16 protein-coding genes and 2 pseudogenes are annotated in these 19,186 nt (G+C 56.7%); 17 read left to right on the top strand and 1 reads right to left on the bottom strand.

Annotated elements, in window-relative coordinates:
- Positions 1-6 precede the first annotated feature (6 nt).
- From R1T44_RS12000 to R1T44_RS12080, 17 genes and pseudogenes are all read left to right on the top strand, one after another.
- Complete coding sequence (locus tag R1T44_RS12000; protein WP_213115188.1) at positions 7-942, top strand: NAD(P)-dependent oxidoreductase; 936 nt, start codon at positions 7-9, stop codon at positions 940-942.
- Between the two features lie 3 nt (positions 943-945).
- A complete protein-coding gene (locus tag R1T44_RS12005; protein ID WP_284727039.1) occupies positions 946-2,511 on the top strand; it encodes an aldehyde dehydrogenase family protein in 1,566 nt (521 codons plus the stop codon).
- A gap of 237 nt (positions 2,512-2,748) precedes the next feature.
- Positions 2,749-3,117 (top strand): IS66-like element accessory protein TnpA, encoded by a 369-nt coding sequence (tnpA, locus tag R1T44_RS12010; protein WP_317292094.1) that lies wholly within the window; start codon positions 2,749-2,751, stop codon positions 3,115-3,117.
- The gene (gene tnpB, locus R1T44_RS12015) at positions 3,114-3,449 is read left to right on the top strand and encodes an IS66 family insertion sequence element accessory protein TnpB (RefSeq protein ID WP_284727041.1); all 336 of its coding nucleotides are present in this window, start codon (positions 3,114-3,116) and stop codon (positions 3,447-3,449) included. The genes tnpA and tnpB overlap by 4 nt, the downstream gene beginning before the upstream one ends.
- A 92-nt stretch (positions 3,450-3,541) precedes the next feature.
- Positions 3,542-4,867 (top strand): annotated as a pseudogene (tnpC, locus tag R1T44_RS12020) (IS66 family transposase); the annotation flags it as partial.
- A 95-nt stretch (positions 4,868-4,962) separates the two neighbouring features.
- Positions 4,963-6,479 (top strand): IS3 family transposase gene (locus tag R1T44_RS12025; RefSeq protein ID WP_317292928.1). Its coding sequence is split into 2 segments (ribosomal slippage): positions 4,963-5,397 and positions 5,400-6,479, totalling 1,515 coding nucleotides; the frame shifts between segments, so codons are not numbered across the junction.
- Between the two features lie 48 nt (positions 6,480-6,527).
- A pseudogene (locus R1T44_RS12030) lies at positions 6,528-6,728 on the top strand (transposase domain-containing protein); the annotation flags it as partial.
- Between the two features lie 221 nt (positions 6,729-6,949).
- Positions 6,950-8,008 carry a LacI family DNA-binding transcriptional regulator gene (locus R1T44_RS12035; RefSeq protein ID WP_284727435.1) on the top strand — a complete coding sequence of 353 codons (1,059 nt, stop codon included), beginning with the start codon at positions 6,950-6,952 and terminating at the stop codon, positions 8,006-8,008.
- A gap of 56 nt (positions 8,009-8,064) precedes the next feature.
- Positions 8,065-8,940, top strand: a complete 876-nt coding sequence (locus tag R1T44_RS12040; protein WP_213115190.1) for a sugar phosphate isomerase/epimerase family protein — start codon at positions 8,065-8,067, stop codon at positions 8,938-8,940.
- 89 nt (positions 8,941-9,029) lie between these two features.
- Positions 9,030-10,013, top strand: coding sequence for a sugar kinase (locus tag R1T44_RS12045; protein WP_284727436.1), 984 nt, complete (start codon positions 9,030-9,032; stop codon positions 10,011-10,013).
- 56 nt (positions 10,014-10,069) lie between these two features.
- Entirely contained in the window at positions 10,070-11,059 is a 990-nt protein-coding gene (locus R1T44_RS12050) for a 2-hydroxyacid dehydrogenase (RefSeq protein ID WP_213115191.1), read from the top strand.
- 188 nt (positions 11,060-11,247) lie between these two features.
- A complete protein-coding gene (locus R1T44_RS12055) occupies positions 11,248-12,321 on the top strand; it encodes a LacI family DNA-binding transcriptional regulator (protein WP_213115192.1) in 1,074 nt (357 codons plus the stop codon).
- Between the two features lie 141 nt (positions 12,322-12,462).
- Positions 12,463-13,473: a TRAP transporter substrate-binding protein gene (locus tag R1T44_RS12060; protein WP_213115193.1), complete on the top strand. Its 1,011-nt coding sequence runs from the start codon at positions 12,463-12,465 to the stop codon at positions 13,471-13,473.
- Between the two features lie 75 nt (positions 13,474-13,548).
- Positions 13,549-14,166: a TRAP transporter small permease gene (locus R1T44_RS12065; protein ID WP_213115194.1), complete on the top strand. Its 618-nt coding sequence runs from the start codon at positions 13,549-13,551 to the stop codon at positions 14,164-14,166.
- Positions 14,166-15,473 carry a TRAP transporter large permease gene (locus tag R1T44_RS12070; protein WP_213115195.1) on the top strand — a complete coding sequence of 436 codons (1,308 nt, stop codon included), beginning with the start codon at positions 14,166-14,168 and terminating at the stop codon, positions 15,471-15,473. Before R1T44_RS12065 ends, R1T44_RS12070 begins: the two co-directional genes overlap by 1 nt.
- 411 nt (positions 15,474-15,884) lie before the next feature.
- Positions 15,885-16,043 carry a transposase gene (locus R1T44_RS12075; RefSeq protein WP_213115196.1) on the top strand — a complete coding sequence of 53 codons (159 nt, stop codon included), beginning with the start codon at positions 15,885-15,887 and terminating at the stop codon, positions 16,041-16,043.
- Between the two features lie 291 nt (positions 16,044-16,334).
- Positions 16,335-17,851 (top strand): IS3 family transposase gene (locus R1T44_RS12080; protein ID WP_284727461.1). Its coding sequence is split into 2 segments (ribosomal slippage): positions 16,335-16,769 and positions 16,772-17,851, totalling 1,515 coding nucleotides; the frame shifts between segments, so codons are not numbered across the junction.
- Between the two features lie 45 nt (positions 17,852-17,896).
- On the opposite strand, the gene R1T44_RS12085 is transcribed toward R1T44_RS12080, so the two are convergent.
- Entirely contained in the window at positions 17,897-19,171 is a 1,275-nt protein-coding gene (locus tag R1T44_RS12085; RefSeq protein ID WP_213115290.1) for an SLC13 family permease, read from the bottom strand.
- Positions 19,172-19,186 lie beyond the last annotated feature (15 nt).

Below are 19,186 nucleotides of genomic sequence, written 5' to 3' on the forward strand. Positions count from 1 at the left end.
CACACAATGACAACAACCGTCGGTGTCATCGGATTGGGCAACATGGGCGGCGGCATAGCCGCAACCCTTGCTCGCCACGACTTCCCCGTATTCGGGTTCGATCTCTCTCAGGCTGCGCGTGACAGGGCCGCTGCGACAGGCGTCACGCCGGTCAATTCCCTCAACGAGCTGCTCGAGAAGGTTGATGTGGTGATCCTCTCGCTGCCCAAGGCCGAGCATGTCGAACGCCTGTGTCTAGGCGGCGAAGACGCGCCAGTCAGCGATGCAGCAGAAGACCACCATAAGGCCGAAAGCCTGCTGGCCCTCGCCAGGCCGGGGCTGATCGTGATCGACACCACCACCTCGACTCCCGAGACCAGCCGCAAGGTGGCGGCGGCGCTGGCGACGCGCGGTATCAACTTTATCGACGCCCCGGTGTCCGGCGGCCCCAAGGGCGCCGCGAGCGGCAGCATGTCGATGGTGATCGGCGCCGAGGATGAGGTGCTGGCAAGCGCCATGCCGGTGCTGGAGGCCATGAGCGGCAGTCGAGTGCACGTCGGTCGCTGCGGGGCGGGCAATGTCGCCAAGATCGCCAACAACATGCTCGCCGCCTGCCACCTGATCAGCACAGCGGAAGCCGTTGCCATGGCCGCCAGAGCGGGCGTCTCCCCCGAGAAGTTGCTGGAAGGCGTGAATGCGGGTTCCGGGCGCAGTGGCGCGAGCCAGGTGATGTTCCCCAACTGGGTGATCAACAAGGCCTACGATTCCGGCTTCACCATGGGCCTGATGCGCAAGGATGTCGGGTTGGCCAGTGATCTGGCGCAACAGCTCGGGATGGAACTGCCCCTCGCCAACGCCGTCGCCCAGCTATGGAACGAGAGCCGCGCGACGCTGGATGACAGCGAGGATTTCTGCGCCATCGTGCAACGCACTGACCCGACTCTCTTCGGTCACGGAGCATAAGCCATGCTGACCCACGACATGACCCCGGCATTCTCAACGACTCAGCGTATCGCCGAACTGATGCAGGCGTTTCAGGGCAGCAGCCAATCTCATGACGACACTCTTGTCGTCAGCAGCCTGATCGGTGGCGAGTTCATCAAAGGTAGCGGTGAGAGCATCGAGGTGCGCAACGCCCAGGATGACAGCCTGATGCTGTCCTTCCCGGATGCCGACATCTCTCAGGTAGCGCTTGCCAATGCCGCCAGCCGCGAGGCCCAGCAGCAATGGGCTGCCCTGACCGCCCAGGCCCGCGGGCGCGCCATCTACCGCATAGGCGGCCTGGTCCGAGAACAGGCCGACACCCTGGCCGAACTCGAGGCGCTGAGCGCCAACAAGCCGATTCGCGATGCACGGGTCGAGGTGGCCAAGGTCGCCGAGATGTTCGAGTACTACGCGGGCTGGGCCGACAAGCTGCACGGTGAGGTGATTCCGGTCCCGACCTCGCACCTCAACTACGTCACCTACGAGCCGCTGGGCACCGTACTGCAGATCACGCCGTGGAACGCGCCCATCTTCACCGCCGGCTGGCAGATCGCCCCGGCCATCACCGCCGGCAATGCGGTGATTCTCAAGCCCTCGGAGCTGACGGCGCTGTCCTCGCTGGCGCTGGGCGTGTTGATCGAGCGCGCCGGTGTGCCGCGCGGGCTGGTCAATGTCATCGCCGGCTACGGCCATAGCATCGGCCAGGCGTTGATCGCCGAGGGCGACATCCGCAAGGTGGTGTTCGTCGGCTCGCCCGCCACCGGCCGCCACATCGCCACCGCCACGGCGCAGCGCTGCATCCCCTGCGTGCTGGAGCTGGGCGGCAAGTCCGCCAACATCGTGTTCGAGGATGCCGATCTCGAGGTGGCCCTGCGCGGCGCCCAGGCGGCCATCTTCTCCGGCGCCGGTCAGAGCTGCGTGTCCGGCTCACGCCTGCTGGTGCAGGCCTCGATCTTCGACAAGTTCACCACTGCGCTGGCCGAAGCTGCCACGCAGTTCACGCTCGGTGACCCGCAGGACCCTAACACCCAGATCGGCCCGATCAACAACGCGAAGCAATACCAGCATGTGACGTCGATGCTTGCCGGCGCCATCGAGGACGGCGCGCGCCTCGCCGATGGCTCAGCAGAGCCCATTCCAGTCACCGGCGGCTATCATGTCGCGCCGACGGTACTGCTGGGCGACAACGCCATGGCCTGCGCGCAGGAAGAGATCTTCGGCCCGGTCGTGGTGGCCATACCGTTCGAGGAGGAAGCCGACGCCATCCGCATCGCCAACGACAGTCGCTTCGGGCTGGCCGGCGCCGTCTGGACACGCGACGTCGGCCGCGCCCACCGCGTGGCACGCCAGGTGCGTGCCGGCACCTTCTGGGTCAATGGCTACAAGACCATTCACGTCAGCTCGCCCTTCGGCGGCTACGGCGAGAGCGGCTATGGCCGATCCTCAGGGCTGGATGCGCTGCGCGAATACAGCGAAGTGAAGAGCGTGTGGGTCGAGACGGCAGCCGAGCCCGCCGCCAGCTTCGGCTATGGGGCCAGCTTGGAATGAAGATTGGGCAGTAAGCAGTCGTTACCTCACAGTCCTGATTTGCTACCACCGAGCGCTGCCATCGACATGGGGTAGCGCTCGAAGGGTGATTTCGGCCATATAACGTCACACCCACTGCCTGACCGAGGTTTCTTCCCCCTCCGCAACTCGAACGTAAGCGACCGGTGATCCCATCTACCGCAGAGTCCTGAATTCCGTCACGTTAGATGTCCACCTATCAATAAGTGGACACTTATCATGACGGAATCAAGCGTGTTGGAAGTTCCTCGCAAGCGTCGCCGCTTCACTGCCGCCTTCAAGGCCAGGATCGTCGAAGCGTGTCAGCAACCCGGTGCCTCCGTTGCCGGAGTGGCGTTGGAGCACAGCCTGAATGCTAACCTGGTCCACAATTGGATCCGTACCACCCGTCAGCAAACGGCTGTGCCAGAAATACCGGCATTTGTACCGGTGCCCATGACTCGCGAGTTGTCACCGGCCACTCCCCAGCAACAGGTGGCGAACCCTATTCGCCTCACCATCCCGCACCCCAACGGCCCGATGGTCATCGAGTGGCCTGCCTCGGAGGCCGACACCTGTCGATCTCTGATTCGGGAGCTGCTCGCATGATCCGCATCGACGAAATCTGGCTGGCTACCGCCCCCCTGGATATGCGGGCCGGTCCGGACACTGCGTTGGCCCGAGTGGTGAAGGTCTTCGGCGCGGCTCGCCCGCATTGTGCTTATCTGTTCGCCAACCGGCGTGGCAACCGCATTAAGGTGCTGGTCCACGATGGTCTGGGCATCTGGCTGTGCGCCAGGCGCCTGAACCAGGGCAAGTTCCACTGGGCTGGCAACCGGCATGGCGATTGCGTCGAGCTCTGCCCTGAGCAGGCCATGGCACTGGTGCAGGGCCTACCCTGGCAGCGTCTCGGCACCGACGGCGTCATCTCTGTCGTCTGACACGCCAGGCCAGGTACGGCACAGAACCTCCCGGCCCGCTATTCGCTGATGCGCCAATCCCACTGCCTTCGGCGGGCTGGCATACTGGCGGAATGACGACGCCCCCCGACCTGACTCAACTCTCTCCCGATCAGCTCCGCCACTTGGCGGCAACGCTGATGACGCAGGTGGAGGAAAAGGAGAAAGCGCTACGCCACAGCGAGCAGGTCAATCAAAAGCTGACCTATGAAATGGCATTGCTCAAGCGCCACGCCTTCGGCAAGCGCAGCGAGCAGCTCAATGTCCTGCAGATCAGCCTGCTGGAGGAAGGGGTGGACGCCGACATTGCTGCCATCGAGACCGAGCTGGAAGAGCTCCACCTCACTGCTGCCACGCCAGTGGCAAGGAAGACGCCCAAGCGCACGCCCTTACCTCCCGAGCTACCGCGCACCGAGATTCATCATGATCCGGAGAATGATCACTGCCGGTGTGGTTGTCAGCTGAGGCGGATCGGCGAGGAAATCAGTGAGAAGTTGGATTACACGCCGGGCGTGTTCCACGTCGAGCGGCATATCCGTGGCAAGTGGGTCTGCGACCAATGCGAGACACTGACCCAGGCACCGATGCCGACGCAGATCATTGACAAGGGCATCCCCACCGCCGGCTTGCTGGCCCAGGTGCTGATCGCCAAATATGCTGATCACCTGCCACTCTATCGCCAGGAGCAGATCTTCGCCCGCGCCGGCGTAGCGATTCCGCGCTCCACCCTGGCCGAGTGGGTCGGCACCTGCGGGGTGCGACTTCAGCCGCTGATCGATGCACTGCGTGAAGTGTTGCTCAACGAGCCGGTGCTGCATGCCGACGAAACGCCGGTACCGATGCTGGCCCCTGGCAAGAAGAAGACGCACCGCGCCTATCTCTGGGCCTACGCCACCACCCCGTATGCCGGGTTGAAGGCCGTAATCTACGACTTCAGCGAGGGACGTGGCGGACAACATGCCCGCGACTTCCTCGGGAAGTGGCGAGGCAAGCTGGTCTGTGACGACTACAGCGGCTACAAGCAGAGCTTCGCCAACGGTGTTACCGAGATCGGTTGCATGGCCCATGCCCGCCGTAAATTTGTCGATCTGCACGTCGCTGGCAAGAGCCAGATCGCCGGGCAGGCTATCGAACTGATCGGTCAGCTATACCAGGTGGAGCGTGAGGTACAGTCACTCAGTGCGGAAGAGCGTCAACGGCTGCGGGAGACGAAAGCAAAGCCCATCGCCGATGCGCTACATCGCTGGATGCTGGCGCATCGCGAGAAGGTCCCGAATGGTTCGGCGACGGCGAAAGCGTTGGATTACAGCCTGAAGCGCTGGGCGGCGTTGACGCGCTACCTGGATGACGGCGCGTTGCCGATCGATAACAACCGGGTGGAGAATCTGATTCGCCCCTGGGTGCCCTATCTGCCAGCGTAGTTGTCACCTAAACGGATTGAGAGGTGATCAACGTGCGTTATTCCACAGAACGTAAGGAAGCCATCCTCAAGAAGATGGCGCCGCCTACGAGCATGACCATCCCGGAATTGGCCGAACAGGAAGGCATCACCGCAACAACCCTCTACAATTGGCGGAAACAGGCCAGAGAGCGAGGACAAGTTTTGCCATCACGTTCCACCCAGCCCGACCAGTGGACCAGCCAGGAGAAGTTCCAGATCGTCCTGGAGACGGCCCCGATGAACGCGGCCGAACTCAGTGCCTATTGCCGCGAGCGTGGGCTCTACCCCGAGCAGGTGGAGGCTTGGCGGGATGCCTGCATGAACGCCAACGACGACGTGGCAGCGCAGGCCAAGCAACAACGCCAGGCTCGCAAGGCGGAGCAAAAGCGGCTCCGTAAGTTGGAGCGCGAGCTGCACCGTAAGGACAAGGCCCTCGCCGAGACGGCGGCCCTGTTGGCCCTGTCAAAAAAAGCCGAGGCGATCTGGGGCACGACCCACGACGAGGACGACTGACCAGCCTCCCGGATCGCCAGCACATCGTGACCCTGGTGCAAGACGCCCAGCGTGACGGGGCTCGGCTGGTCAAGGCCTGTCAGGTGATGGGCATCAACGTGCGGACCTATTTCCGCTGGGTCGCAGAAGGCGAAGTGACGGCGGACCGCCGCCCCGGCGCCGATCGCCCGGAACCCGCCAACAAGCTATCTCCCGAGGAGCGAAAAGCGATCGTGGCGTTGTGCAACGCTCCAGAATATCGAAGCCGCCCTCCGGCCTTCATCGTGGCCGATCAGGCTGACAAGGGCCACTATCTGGCCTCTGAGTCGACGATATACCGAGTGCTTCATGAATATGATCAGCAACATCACCGGGGCCGACAGCAGGCCCCTCAGCGTAATCGCCCACCGACCACTCACCAGGCGACGGCGCCGAACCAGCTTTGGTGCTGGGACATTTCGTGGCTGCCCGGTCCCGCGCGCGGCACTTGGTGGTATCTGTACCTGATCATGGACGTCTTCAGTCGCAAGATCGTCGGGCACGAGATCTATGAAACAGAGACTGGCGAGCTGGCTGCTGAGTTGATTCAGAAAGCCTGCTGGCGAGAGCGCCTGACAGATCGTCATAAACCCTTGATTCTGCATTCAGATAACGGCAGCCCGATGAAGGCAGCGACCTTCCTGGAAAAGCTCTATGACCTGGGCATCACACCATCGTACAGCCGGCCGCGAGTCAGCAACGACAATGCCTTCGCCGAGTCGGCCTTCAAGACGCTGAAGTACCGGCCGGGCTTCCCCGTCGACGGGTTCGCCACCCTGGCCGAGGCTCAGGACTGGGTTCAGCAATTTACCGAGTGGTACAACCATGAGCACCGGCACAGCGCCCTTCGCTACGTCACGCCGAGCCAGCGTCATAACGGCGAGGCCAAAGGCATTCTGACGCAGCGCCGAGAGGTCTTCGAGGCCGCGAAGCAGCGTCACCCGGAGCGGTGGTCAGGCGACATCCGGAAACTCGATCTGCCGGAGATAGTGCATCTGAATCCGGAGCGGGATCCGGTACCGCAGGCAGTAGGATTTTAAAAAGCCAGAACCACTTCATGTGCCAACTATGTTGACAGATTCCGGGTGCTAGGGCGTTCAAACTGGCTGTTCGCCGGATCTCTGCGCAGTGGCCAGCGTGCTGTCACCATCATGAGCCTCATTCAGTGTGCCAAGCTGAACGGCCATGAGCCCTATACCTACCTGAAGAATGTGCTGGAAAGGCTGCCGACCCAAAAGGCTAGCCAAGTGCACGAACTTCTGCCCCATCATTGGCAGCATACTGCGTGATCACTCGCAAGCGGTGATGCCCGAACGCTTACACTCGAACGTACTTGGCGTTTGATAGCTTGATCCCACCATGACTGATCTTTTTGCCCTGACACAATAAGTGAAACGTAAGTAAACACCCCCAGTGCCCATGGACACTGCGACTAAAGATCAGCTTGCAGCACACTTCAATGACACTACGATGGGAACGATCCCATCACTTTTGAATTTCCGAGTGTGACATGCCTTCAGACAACCAAAGCACTTTCGTATCTAGCCGCCGCGCTACCCTGAGGCAAGTTGCACAAGAGGCTCGCGCATCGAAGACTAGTGTCTCTCGCTACTTTGGTGGAGCACGCGAGCAATTATCACCCGACCTACAGAAGCGCATTGCTCAGGCAGCCGCTCAACTTAACTATCGTCCCAACTTAATAGCACGCAGTCTTAAGGGAGGCCGTACCGGCCTGATTGGTATGCTGGTTGCAGATATCCGGAACCCCTTTTCGGTTGCCGCCATGCATGGGGTGGAACAAGCAGCACGAGAGCAAGGCTTCTCTCTAATGGTTTGCAACACCAACAATGATCCTCTCCTTGAACAGGTCCATCTGACTCAATTGACCAGTTATGGTATTGAGGGTTTGGTAGTCAATGCCAGTGGGCAGGCCAGCCAAGAACTTATTGATCTGGCCACTAACGGGTTTCCTATAGTGCTATTGGACCGTCAATTACCGGGAATCGAGGCAGACATGGTTGGACTCGACAATGATGCCGCCATCGACATCGCTATTGCGCATCTCAGAGAGGCTGGATATCGAGACGTTCTCTACCTGAGCGAACCAATCAACCACACCAGTTCACGCCAAGAACGCTTGTCGCGACTCACCTATCAGCTAGCCGCGCATGAGGGCACGCTAAATGGCCATACCTTTATGCTATCGCTATCTCATGACCTAGCTTCATTGTCACCCGTGATAGAACAGTTCATGTCCACGGCAAATCGACCTGCCATTCTGTGTGGCAATGGCAATATGACGTTGATGGCGGCACGTTGCCTCAAACAGCTCAAGCTGGACCTCGGCTCTATTGGCCTCCTGGGAATTGACGAGCTGGAGTGGTGCAGTCTACTTACTCCGGGCATCACGACATTGGCGCAACCTACGGAAGAAATCGGGCGGCGTGCCTTTGCCTGTCTGCTGGAGCGCAATCGTGAGGCCTACGTCGGGCAGTCACGGCATATCCGCTATCACCCAACATTGATCAAGCGTGGCTCAACATCCTGTCCTGACTTCCACGCTACCTGAATCACTTATCTTTTCATTTCTGACATGCCTTAACCCTTATAAGGAGACAAGGAAGGATGACGTCATATCTTGATATGGTACCGTTACCAAAGCCTGATCGTTCTTCAACTCTTCCGCAGGTTTCCGTCTGCACCTCTGCTTTCGGTAGTACCTTGATACTGGCACAGGGGCAGGCCGCCAGCCTGGACTGGATACGTGAGGCCGGGGCCGACAAGGTCGAGATTCGTCGCGAATTATTACCTACTGACTTCCAAGCTTTTGATATGCTGGGCGCGCAATGCGCAGAACATTCACTTGGCGTAATTTATTCCACAGCAGATGGGCTCTGGAATGAAACGCGTCCTGCCGAAAGCGTGTCTAGGCGACTACACGAGGCACGTGCACTGGGAGCGGAAAGCATCAAGTTCGCACTCGGTGACTATCGTGGGGCCGGTCGAGATACTTGGCAAGCGCTGTCAGTCTTGTTTACCGATAGCGGGGTCCCTCAGATACTGATCGAGAACGATCAGACCTCACAAGGTGGCTCCATCTCCGCGATGACTGCCTGTTTGAAGGATGCCGAACATGCTGGCTGTTCATTAGGAATGACGTTCGATATTGGCAATTGGCAATGGTGTGGCGCCAGCGCACAGCAAGCCGCGGAGCGCCTCGGCCGACATGTACGCTATGTACACTGCAAAGGTGTGAGTACTGATATCTCAGGCAAATGCCACGCGCGCGTACCAAGTGACAAAGATCTTTGCGAGTGGTCTACAATGTTCCGCCATTTTCCTAAAGATGTAATGCGCGCTATTGAATATCCACTGCAACCCACACCCCCTCTTGCGCAAGACGATATGAGACATGCCGATCTTCGCTATCCTTTATCCGACCTACCAAGCATTACTCGTCGCGAGGTCGAGCGGCTGAGAGCGATCACTACTACTCGGTAAATACTACTCTGTCTCCAAGCACGATTTTTGTGACCGCTTTACCACATGCTGGATTTTTCTTGTTCCACACAATCATTCCTGGAGTATTCGTGAACAAATCACACTTTCGTAAAAATTCTCCGGAGATCATCGCTTTTGGCGAAGCCATGGCTATGCTGGTAGCCGATGAAACCGGTGCACTAGAGTGCGTAGATCACTTCCATCGCCGAGTGGCAGGGGCAGATACCAATGTCGCTATCGGTCTAGCACGACTGGGCTTTCATGTTGGTTGGTTGAGCCGCGTGGGTGACGATAGCTTTGGGCGCTATCTACGCAAGACACTCGGCGACGAGGGGCTGGACTGCCAGTTCTTGCATACCGACCCCCTGCACTCCACCGGATTGGTGTTCAAGGCACGCGCCAATCATAGTGAGGATCCTGCAGTGGAGTACTACCGCCGCAACAGTGCTGCAAGCCAGCTATGCATTGAGGACGCGAAAGGCATCGACTTTTCGCAATTGCGTCATTTGCATGCCACAGGCATTCCACCCGCGCTATCTTCTGCCACTTGCGAGCTTTCAGAGTACATGATGGCAAAGGCACGTAATGCCGGAGCCAGTATCTCGTTCGACCCCAATCTGCGACCTTCCCTATGGAAAAACGAAAACGTGATGCGAGAGACTCTCAATACTCTGGCAGTAAAAGCTGATTGGGTATTACCGGGGCTATCTGAAGGGCGCCTTTTAACCGGCCATGAAAGACCAGAAGCCATCGCTGACTTCTATCTCGATCGCGGTGCGCGAGCTGTGATTATCAAACTCGGTCCACAAGGTAGCTACTATCGGGGGGTTCTCAATGGCCAGCTTGAGTCCTATACGGTCGAAGGCATTCCGGTGACACGCGTCCTAGATACCGTTGGTGCTGGTGATGGCTTTGCCGTAGGTCTTATCAGCGCTTTGCTGGAAGGCTTCACTCCATCTGAAGCACTGCATCGTGCCAATTTAATAGGAGCTCGTGCCGTCCAAGTTATAGGCGATATGGAAGGGTTGCCAAACAGTGATCAGCTGAAAGACCTCACCCAACATCTCATCTGACCTGCAAACATCAGGCAGCACAAAATTTCGTTTTATTGACACAGGAGTGACACCTCATGAGAAAACGTATCGTTGCCTTTCGCCGACTCAACCAGGAACAGCTTACACAGCTTCGGCAGCATTACGATGTCGATTTCTTCGAGCATCATGAAGACGCGGATAGCCCGGCCTTTCATGCGGCGCTTGCCAAAGCACATGGCCTCATCACTGCTGGCCTTAAGGTCACACCACAGCTGATCGATAGCGCGCCGCATCTGGAAACCATCGCAAGCATCTCGGTCGGCTATGACAATTATCCGCTAGCAACGCTGAACGAACGAAATATTCTGCTGTGCAACACCCCGGATGTATTGACCGAAACCACAGCAGATACTGGATTTCTTCTGATCATGGCAACTGCACGTCGAGCAATTGAACTGGCCAGCTGGGTAAAAGACGGTCACTGGAAGTCTAGCATTGGACCTGACCTCTTCGGGAGTGATGTTCACGGCAAGACACTAGGAATGGTGGGATTCGGCCGTATCGGAGCTGCCATCGCACGTAGGGGATCACTTGGCTTCGGCATGCAGATACGCTACACCATGGCATCGCCAAAACCCGAACTGGAGAAGGAACTGGGTGCACAGCGCTTAAGTTTGCAAGAACTGCTGGCAACGTCCGACTTCGTCTGCGTGAGCGTGCCGCTGAATGCAGATACCGAAAAGCTGATTGATTCAGCTGCCTTGAAGCGTATGAAGCCCAACGGCATTCTGATCAACATCTCGCGTGGCAAGGTCATCGACGAGCAGGCGCTGATTGAGGCTCTTAACACGGGGCAAATTGGCGCGGCAGGGCTGGACGTGTTCGAGCAGGAACCACTGCCAGTTGAATCTCCTCTCCCGTATATGCCCAACGTGGTTGCCTTACCTCACATCGGGTCGGCCACCCATGAGACGCGTGCCGCAATGGCCCAGCGTGCAGTCGATAACATGTTACTGGCGCTGGCGGGCAGTAACCCGATCAGCCCAGTGAACCCAGAAGTACTGACAAGAAGAGCCTCTGTCTAATTCATATCCCTACCACTAGACGAATAGCTTAGGACCTGCTGCGCAATCCTCTAGACCAAAGAAGAGTCGATGAATGACGAAATTGTCGCTAGTTTGACTGTATGATTTAGATCAATCCAAAAAAAACAGAATGCTCAGTGGCATTCACCGCCTGATCAGCACCAATTGCTACAGGAATCGTCCTTCTCATGACCGACACTCGACTTTCACGCGACAGCAGCAGTGTTACTCTGCAAGACATTGCCGCCCATGCTGGTGTCTCGCGCAGCACGGTATCGCTGGTGCTACGCGAAAGCCCATTGGTGGCGGAGCGTACACGTCGCAAGGTTCAGAAATCGATAAAGACATTAGGCTATGTCTACAATCGCGGCGCCGCTGCCATGCGTGGAGGACGTACGCAAACCCTGGGTGTCGTGGTCTATGACATTGCCAATCCGTTCTTCGGTGCCATGGTGGCAGGCATCAATGCGGAACTAAGCCAGCAGGACTATGTGTCATTCCTGGCTAACAGTGAAGACTCAGTGTCTCGCCAACAACGTTTCCTTGAACGTATGCGCGAACATCGTGTCGATGGACTACTTCTATGCCCTGCCGCCGGCAGCTCGCCTGACCTGATCAAAACGATCGAAGACTGGGGGATGCCTTGCGTCCAAATTCTGCGCTATCTCGGCACCCCACCGTACGATTACGCAGGCACTGACTTTCGTCATGTCGTAAGACTGGGGATGGATCATCTAGTATCACTTGGACATCAGCGCATCGCCTTCGTCGGGGGCGCCGAGCACGCAGTCAGCCAGGATCGCCTCAAGGCCTATGATGAATGCCTGCTACGCCATGGGCTTGCCTATCGCCGCCTGATTCTTGGCGAAGGTGTCACTCGCAAGGATGGTTTCCTGCTTATTCAAGAGTTAATGCAGGAAACCTCTCGGCCCACGGCAGTCATGTGTCACAACGACATGGTGGCCTTCGGTGTCATGCTGGGGCTCAAGCGCATAGGCCTAACACCGGGTAAAGACTGCGCAGTCATCGGCACTGATAATGTCGAAGAGGCAGCTTTGGGCGATCCACCTCTGACAAGTGTAGCCACGCATCCTTATGCGATTGGCGAACAGGCGGCTCGATTGGCATTGCGCCGAATAGCTGCTCCCAAGGCCCCCCGTGAGCAGGTTGTGCTATCCCCAAGCCTGGTGATTCGCGACTCGTGTGGCAAACCACTCAGCGAGAATGACATTCGAAGAGATATCACTGCATGCCTCAATTGAGAATTACTTACACAAGCAACCTAGTTTGGTACATGAGAATCAGATGTTGAAGCGCACATCTGATTGCATCAGACACTAATCGTTTCGACCCTTCCAGAGCGCCACCCATCGACAACAACAATGCCATGCCAGGAGTTAATTATGAACTTTAACTGGATCGATCCAAAAAAAATTCGTCGCCTACCCCGCACTCTTCTCACAGGCTCACTATTGACAGTAATCCTTGGAGCTTCAACTACAGCACACGCCATGGACCTGCGATTTGGCCACGGGGGCACGGCTGAAACAGCTTATCAACTTGGCGCAGAGCGCTTCAGTGAGTTGCTGTCTGACCAGACCGACGGTGAAATCAGCGTCACTATCCTCGGGAACTCGGTCATGGGGCATGAGACGGAAATGTTTGAGCAAGAAATGGCTGGTGCGCTCGACATGGCTATTGTCAGCCCAGGCCTGATCACAGACTTCTCTCATTCTGCCAACATCTTCTCGGTACCTTTTCTGTATCGAGATGTCGATCACTGGCAAAAGGTTTTGGATGGCCAAGTAGGCCAAGAGATCGCCGACCGTATTTCACAGGAAACCGGTGTCAAGGTATTGGCCTACTTTGGTGGTGGCAAACGCGAAGTCGTCAGCACAAAACCTGTGAATCGTCTTGAAGACCTCAAGGGGTTGAAGATTCGTACCAACCCGACGAAGCCTTTGATCACAGCCTGGCAGGCTATTGGAGTCAAGCCATCGGTCATGGCTTGGAAAGAGATTTATACCGGGCTGCAACTGGGTGCCATTGACGGTCTACTGAACGAGCCGGAATGGGTATTGCGGATGCGCTTCAACGAAGTTGCTCCACATCTCGTCATGACTGATCACGACATTACTGTGCGCCTTCTTACCATGTCAGAACAGACGTGGGAGCGCCTGAACGAAAGCGAACAGCAAGCAGTCACCAAGGCAGCACGTGAATCAGCCGCCTATGCTCGCAAGGTGCAGCTCAAACAAGATGCCGAAGCTCTCGAATCACTCGTCAACCAAGGAATGATCCTGCACAAGATTGATCGCGACAAGATGCAAGAGATGGTCAAGGAACCTCTGAAGAAGGTAGTCGCCGATATGGATCTGACCGACCTCTACCAGATGATCAAGGATGTCAACTAAGCGGAAATGACGATAAAACGGCACCCCACCATCCGGGGCGCCGTTCTCTTACTCCTATAAACGAGGACAGCGCTAATGTCGCTTATTCTCTCCGCGCTGACACGCCTGAACCGTGTGCTGGAAAAAATATTGTATGCTTTACTTCTCGCATTGCTGTTTGGATTTATTGCTCTCATCATCTATCAGATTCTCAGTCGCAATCTGCCGCTACTCCCCCGCTTATTTTGGACAGAGGAGTTCAGTCGCTTCGCCTTCCAATGGATGATCATGCTAGGAACCGCGGTGGGTGTACTGCATGCCGATCATTTCGTATTGGAAGCTTTTCCGAGTGGAACTCGCGCTGATCAAATGACCCGTTGGGCACGTGATCTGGCTTGTCTGGCCACAGGTATCATCTTCGTCTGGTTCGGAAAGGACTTCGCTATTTCTGGCCTAAGACGAAGTGCAACTGCTTCTGGCATGTCGATGATTTATGTCTACAGTGTATTCACTGCCTGTGGCGGATTCATCATCCTGTTCAGTCTTGAACGCCTACTACATGCTGCATTACACGGGATGTCCGCCATGGAGAAAGTGCTTAACACTCCCAATGCCGTCGACGAAATGGCGTCTAATGATATATCCGCAGATAATGGCGCTATAAACTCCTTATCCTCTACTAATGATACATTAAATCAGGGAGGTCATGCCTGATGCTGTCCATGGATATGATTTTCATCTTGCCCTGGGCTTTGTTTGCGCTACTAGGCATTCTTATCGTCCTTGGTGTACCAATCGCCATGGCATTGGTACTTACTGCAACCAGCATTATTTTCCTGGATCCACGTCTGACCTTTTGGATCATGTTCCAACGCATGTATAACGGCATGGATTCCTTCGTGCTTTTAGCAGTCCCTCTATTTCTGCTAGCAGGCAACTTGATGAATGCCGCTCAAATCACGGATCGTCTAATCACTCTTTGTATGCGTTTGGTAGGACACGTCAGAGGAGCACTGGCACACGTCAACGTTTTGGTCAGCATGCTTTTCGCCGGCGTCTCCGGCTCCTCTACTGCTGACAGCGCAGGCATCGGGACCGTACTTATTCCTGCCATGAAGCGTGAAGGTTACCCGGTCAACTTCTCGGTTGCCGTCACGGCGGCATCTTCCGTCATGGGTATCATAATTCCGCCCTCGATCAACATGATTATCTGGGGTGCATTGACCAACACTTCGATTGCAGGACTTTTCCTGGGCGGCATAATACCGGGATTGATGATAGGGATGGCTCAACTCGGTCTGAATATGCTATTCGTACGGAAGTACGATGTGCCCGTACGCAAGCGCGCTTCCATGGCCGAACTGATGAGTTCAGGCAAGGATGGCCTACTGGCCGCGGGGATCCCCATTGTCATCATCGGTGGCATCATCAGTGGTATCGTTACACCGACTGAAGCTGCAGTAATTGCAGTTCTCTATGCATTGGCACTCGGGTTTGTGGTCTACCGTGAACTCAGTCTTCACCAAGTGTTCGCTGCCTCAACCGATACCGTCAAACTCTGTTCTCTTTCACTTTTCAGCTTAGTTGGTGCCTCTATCTTCGGCTATCTGATCAGTTTCTATCAGATACCACCGAAATTGATGGAAGGCGTCAGTATCAGCGATCCTATTGTACTACTACTAATAATGACAGCCGTCATGCTGTTAATCGGTACCTTCATGGACTCGCTACCAGCCATGGCGATCATGGCTCCTATCTTCTATCCATTGGCGATGTCGGCGGGAGTTAACCCGGTACAATTCGGTGTGATTGGGGTCATGGCGCTTGGAATGGGACTTGTTACCCCCCCCTATGGCCTGTGCCTCATGATTTCAGCAAAGATAGGTGGCATCCCATTATTGCAGGCTCTGGGAATGACTATGATTTATCTTGCAATTATGCTAGCTGTCATAGTGCTACTAATCTTCTTCCCGGATCTGATACTTGCCATACCGCGCCTTATTGCGCCAGACTTCGTCTAAAATTGGGCTTTCCAACAACAACTCTTGACCTTGCAACCAATCATTATCCGGACATCTTAAACACTCTTTGAGTAATGTCCGGAGTTGCCCGCCTCTCACTCTTTCGCTCCTTAACTTCTCCTATTTTCTATTTCATTTATACAGTGCGTCCACTCTATCGGCGGAATAAGAGTCGGATATGCAGAACTCTAACCCCACCCTGGAAAAGGTCCTTCTAACGAGGAATCTTGGTCGGCCACGAAAACGTTGCCGCTACAGCGTCGTAGATAAGAACTATGACAGTGACAAGTTGCGCCGTTACTGCGACCACGCACGAATCAAGCCGGGCACCGCTCAACCAAAGATGATGCGCCCCACCCGTTAAGGTCCCCCCCGTGGTTTCAATAATTCTATGCACCGTCAACGAACAGCGTGGAGCGCTCATTCAGTTGGCTGAAAGAGTTCCGCCGTATTGCGACGCAATATGAGAAGTTGGCCCGTAGCTTTTATGTGAGGGTATGCCTAGCATACGTCGCTTCCTACGAGCCGACTTTGCGTATAGAACCTAGCATCAGAGGCGTTATTCGGTGAGATTATAGATGAGTTCATCAATTGTAGCGCTGAGGAAAGGATGCGAACGTGGCATTTATCTGGATCCATTGTCTAACTAAATACCCCACAGACCAACTCTGTGGGGTATTTTCTGATCATGATGTTTCCTCTTCGCTTTTACTCTTTACTGTCAATGGCCAACTAATATCGAAAGAAACTTTGTGTGACGCGTGCGTCACCTTATCTGCCAGCGTAGTTGTCACCTAAACGGATTGAGAGGTGATCAACGTGCGTTATTCCACAGAGCGTAAGGAAGCCATCCTCAAGAAGATGGCGCCGCCTATGAGCATGACCATCCCGGAATTGGCCAAACAGGAAGGCATCACTGCAACAACCCTCTACAATTGGCGGAAACAGGCCAGAGAGCGAGGACAAGTTTTGCCATCACGTTCCACCCAGCCCGACCAGTGGACCAGTCAGGAGAAGTTCCAGATCGTCCTGGAGACGGCCCCGATGAACGAGGCCGAACTCAGCGCCTATTGCCGCGAGCGTGGGCTCTACCCCGAGCAGGTGGAAGCCTGGCGGGATGCCTGCATGAACGCCAACGACGACGTGGCAGCGCAGGCCAAGCAACAACGCCAGGCTCGCAAGGCGGAGCAAAAGCGGCTCCGTAAGTTGGAGCGCGAGCTGCACCGCAAGGACAAGGCCCTCGCCGAGACGGCGGCCCTGTTGACCCTGTCAAAAAAAGCCGAGGCGATCTGGGGCACGACCCACGACGAGGACGACTGACCAGCCTCCCGGATCGCCAGCGCATCGTGACCCTGGTGCAAGACGCCCAGCGTGACGGGGCTCGGCTGGCCAAGGCCTGTCAGGTGATGGGCATCAACGTGCGGACCTACTACCGCTGGGTCGCAGAAGGCGAAGTGACGGCGGACCGCCGCCCCGACGCCGATCGCCCGGAACCGGCCAACAAGCTATCTCCCGAGGAGCGAAAAGCGATCGTGGCGTTGTGCAACGCTCCAGAGTACCGAAGCCGCCCTCCGGCCTTCATCGTGGCCGATCAGGCTGACAAGGGCCGCTATCTGGCCTCTGAGTCGACGATATACCGAGTGCTTCATGAATATGATCAGCAACATCACCGGGGCCGACAGCAGGCCCCTCAGCGTAAGCGCCCACCGACCACTCACCAGGCGACGGCGCCGAACCAGCTTTGGTGCTGGGACATTTCGTGGCTGCCCGGTCCCGCGCGCGGCACTTGGTGGTATCTGTACCTGATAATGGACGTCTTCAGCCGCAAGATCGTCGGGCACGAGATCTATGAAACAGAGACTGGCGAGCTGGCCGCTGAGTTGATTCAGAAAACCTGCTGGCGAGAGCGCCTGACAGATCGTCATAAACCCTTGATTCTGCATTCAGATAACGGCAGCCCGATGAAGGCAGCGACCTTCCTGGAAAAGCTCTATGACCTGGGCATCACTCCCTCGTACAGCCGACCGCGAGTCAGCAACGACAATGCCTTCGCCGAGTCGGCCTTCAAGACGCTGAAGTACCGGCCGGGCTTCCCCGTCGACGGGTTCGCCACCCTGGCCGAGGCTCAGGACTGGGTTCAGCAATTTACCGAGTGGTACAACCATGAGCACCAGCACAGCGCCCTTCGCTACGTCACGCCGAGCCAGCGTCATGACGGCGAGGCCAAAGGCATTCTGACGCAGCGCCGAGAGGTCTTCGAGGCCGCGAAGCAGCGTCACCCGGAGCGATGGTCAGGTGACATCCGAAAACTCGACCTGCCGGAGATAGTGCATTTGAATCCGGAGCGGGATCCGATACCGCAGGCAATAGGGTTTTAAAAAGCCAGAACCACTTCATGTGCCAACTATGTTGACAGATTCCGGTCAGGCCGGATAGAAAGGCCAGATAATAGGCAGCAAAACGACGCAGACCAAGTAGCCCACGACCACCAGGGGCAGACCCGCCTTGACGTAGTCATTGAAGCGATATCCCCCGATCCCCAACACCATGGTGTTGGCCGGCATGCCCAGCGGCGTTGCAAAGGCGCAGGAGCCGCCGATGCAGATCGCCATCAATACCGCACTGGGGTCAGCGCCCAATCCCACCGAGATCGCACCGCCTATAGGGGCCAACAGGGCTGTCGTGGCCGTATTGGACATGAACTGCGAGAGACCCGCGGATATCACGAACAGTACACTGAGCAAAACGCGCGGTGATGGGGCTTCGCCCAGATAGGCGACCACATGCTCCGCCATCATCGTGCCCAGCCCCGTCTTCTGCATTGCGATGGCCATAGGCAGCATGCCCGCGAAGAGGAAGATGACGCGGGAATCGATGGCTTCCAGCGCACGGCGCTCCTTCATGACACCCGCCAAGACCAGCAGCAGTGCCCCCATGACACCGATGACATGCATGGGGAAACCGATTACGTCATCGAAGACCATCGCCAGAATGGTGAGCACCAGCACACCCAACGCCAGGTACTGCTTCCAGAGCGGGGCCATGGTCGGTTGCTCGTCATACATCTCGACCCCATCGCCGCCGGGACGATCCGGCAGGAGCTTGTAGCCGATGGTCAGGAAGTACAGCAGGCCGAAGATCATCATCGGAATGCCGATCATTGCAAAGGAGAAGAAACCGAAGGACTGAGCGCCATCGGTCATCTTGCTCAAGGTGCTGTCGACGATCAGGTTGCCAGGTGCCCCGATCAAGGACAGATTACCGCCCATTGCCGAAGCGAAGGCGAGCGGCATCAGAAGCTTGGAGCGGCGAATCCCGGAGCGACTGGCGATGCCGACCACCGCAGGAATCAAGACGGCAGCCGTGCCGGTATTGGACAGAAAGCCGGACAGAATCGCTGTCACCAGCATGATGGCCAGCAGCAGCTGTCGCTCTGTCTTGGCGAAATGCGTCACGATGCCACCGATACGATTGGCCATGCCGGTTTCGAACAAGGCACCGCCGACGACGAACATCGCGCAGAAGAGAATCACGTTCTTGTTGATGAACCCGGAAAAGGCTTCCTCTGGCGTGAGGATGTCGCCCAGCACGAGACTGATCAGTACCAGCATGGCAGTCAGGGCAAGTGGAATCTTTTCCGAGACGAACAGTACGATCGCGACCATGAGAATGGCCAGCGTCAGAAGTTGCGCGTCCATTTTATTATCCTTGTG

Origin of the sequence: Cobetia amphilecti, assembly GCF_032923285.1 — a bacterium.
Taxonomy (GTDB): Bacteria; Pseudomonadota; Gammaproteobacteria; order Pseudomonadales; family Halomonadaceae; genus Cobetia; species Cobetia amphilecti.

What these genes read in the sequence shown, in the direction of transcription:
- R1T44_RS12005 (WP_284727039.1), top strand. Translation starts at nt 946, where the DNA reads ATGCTGACCCACGACATGACCCCGGCATTCTCAACGACTCAGCGTATC.
- R1T44_RS12000 (WP_213115188.1), top strand. Translation starts at nt 7, where the DNA reads ATGACAACAACCGTCGGTGTCATCGGATTGGGCAACATGGGCGGCGGC.
- R1T44_RS12070 (WP_213115195.1), top strand. Translation starts at nt 14,166, where the DNA reads ATGCTGTCCATGGATATGATTTTCATCTTGCCCTGGGCTTTGTTTGCG.
- R1T44_RS12040 (WP_213115190.1), top strand. Translation starts at nt 8,065, where the DNA reads ATGACGTCATATCTTGATATGGTACCGTTACCAAAGCCTGATCGTTCT.
- R1T44_RS12065 (WP_213115194.1), top strand. Translation starts at nt 13,549, where the DNA reads ATGTCGCTTATTCTCTCCGCGCTGACACGCCTGAACCGTGTGCTGGAA.
- tnpA (WP_317292094.1), top strand. Translation starts at nt 2,749, where the DNA reads ATGACGGAATCAAGCGTGTTGGAAGTTCCTCGCAAGCGTCGCCGCTTC.
- R1T44_RS12060 (WP_213115193.1), top strand. Translation starts at nt 12,463, where the DNA reads ATGAACTTTAACTGGATCGATCCAAAAAAAATTCGTCGCCTACCCCGC.
- R1T44_RS12085 (WP_213115290.1), bottom strand. Translation starts at nt 19,171, where the DNA reads ATGGACGCGCAACTTCTGACGCTGGCCATTCTCATGGTCGCGATCGTA.
- R1T44_RS12055 (WP_213115192.1), top strand. Translation starts at nt 11,248, where the DNA reads ATGACCGACACTCGACTTTCACGCGACAGCAGCAGTGTTACTCTGCAA.
- R1T44_RS12035 (WP_284727435.1), top strand. Translation starts at nt 6,950, where the DNA reads ATGCCTTCAGACAACCAAAGCACTTTCGTATCTAGCCGCCGCGCTACC.
- R1T44_RS12050 (WP_213115191.1), top strand. Translation starts at nt 10,070, where the DNA reads ATGAGAAAACGTATCGTTGCCTTTCGCCGACTCAACCAGGAACAGCTT.
- tnpB (WP_284727041.1), top strand. Translation starts at nt 3,114, where the DNA reads ATGATCCGCATCGACGAAATCTGGCTGGCTACCGCCCCCCTGGATATG.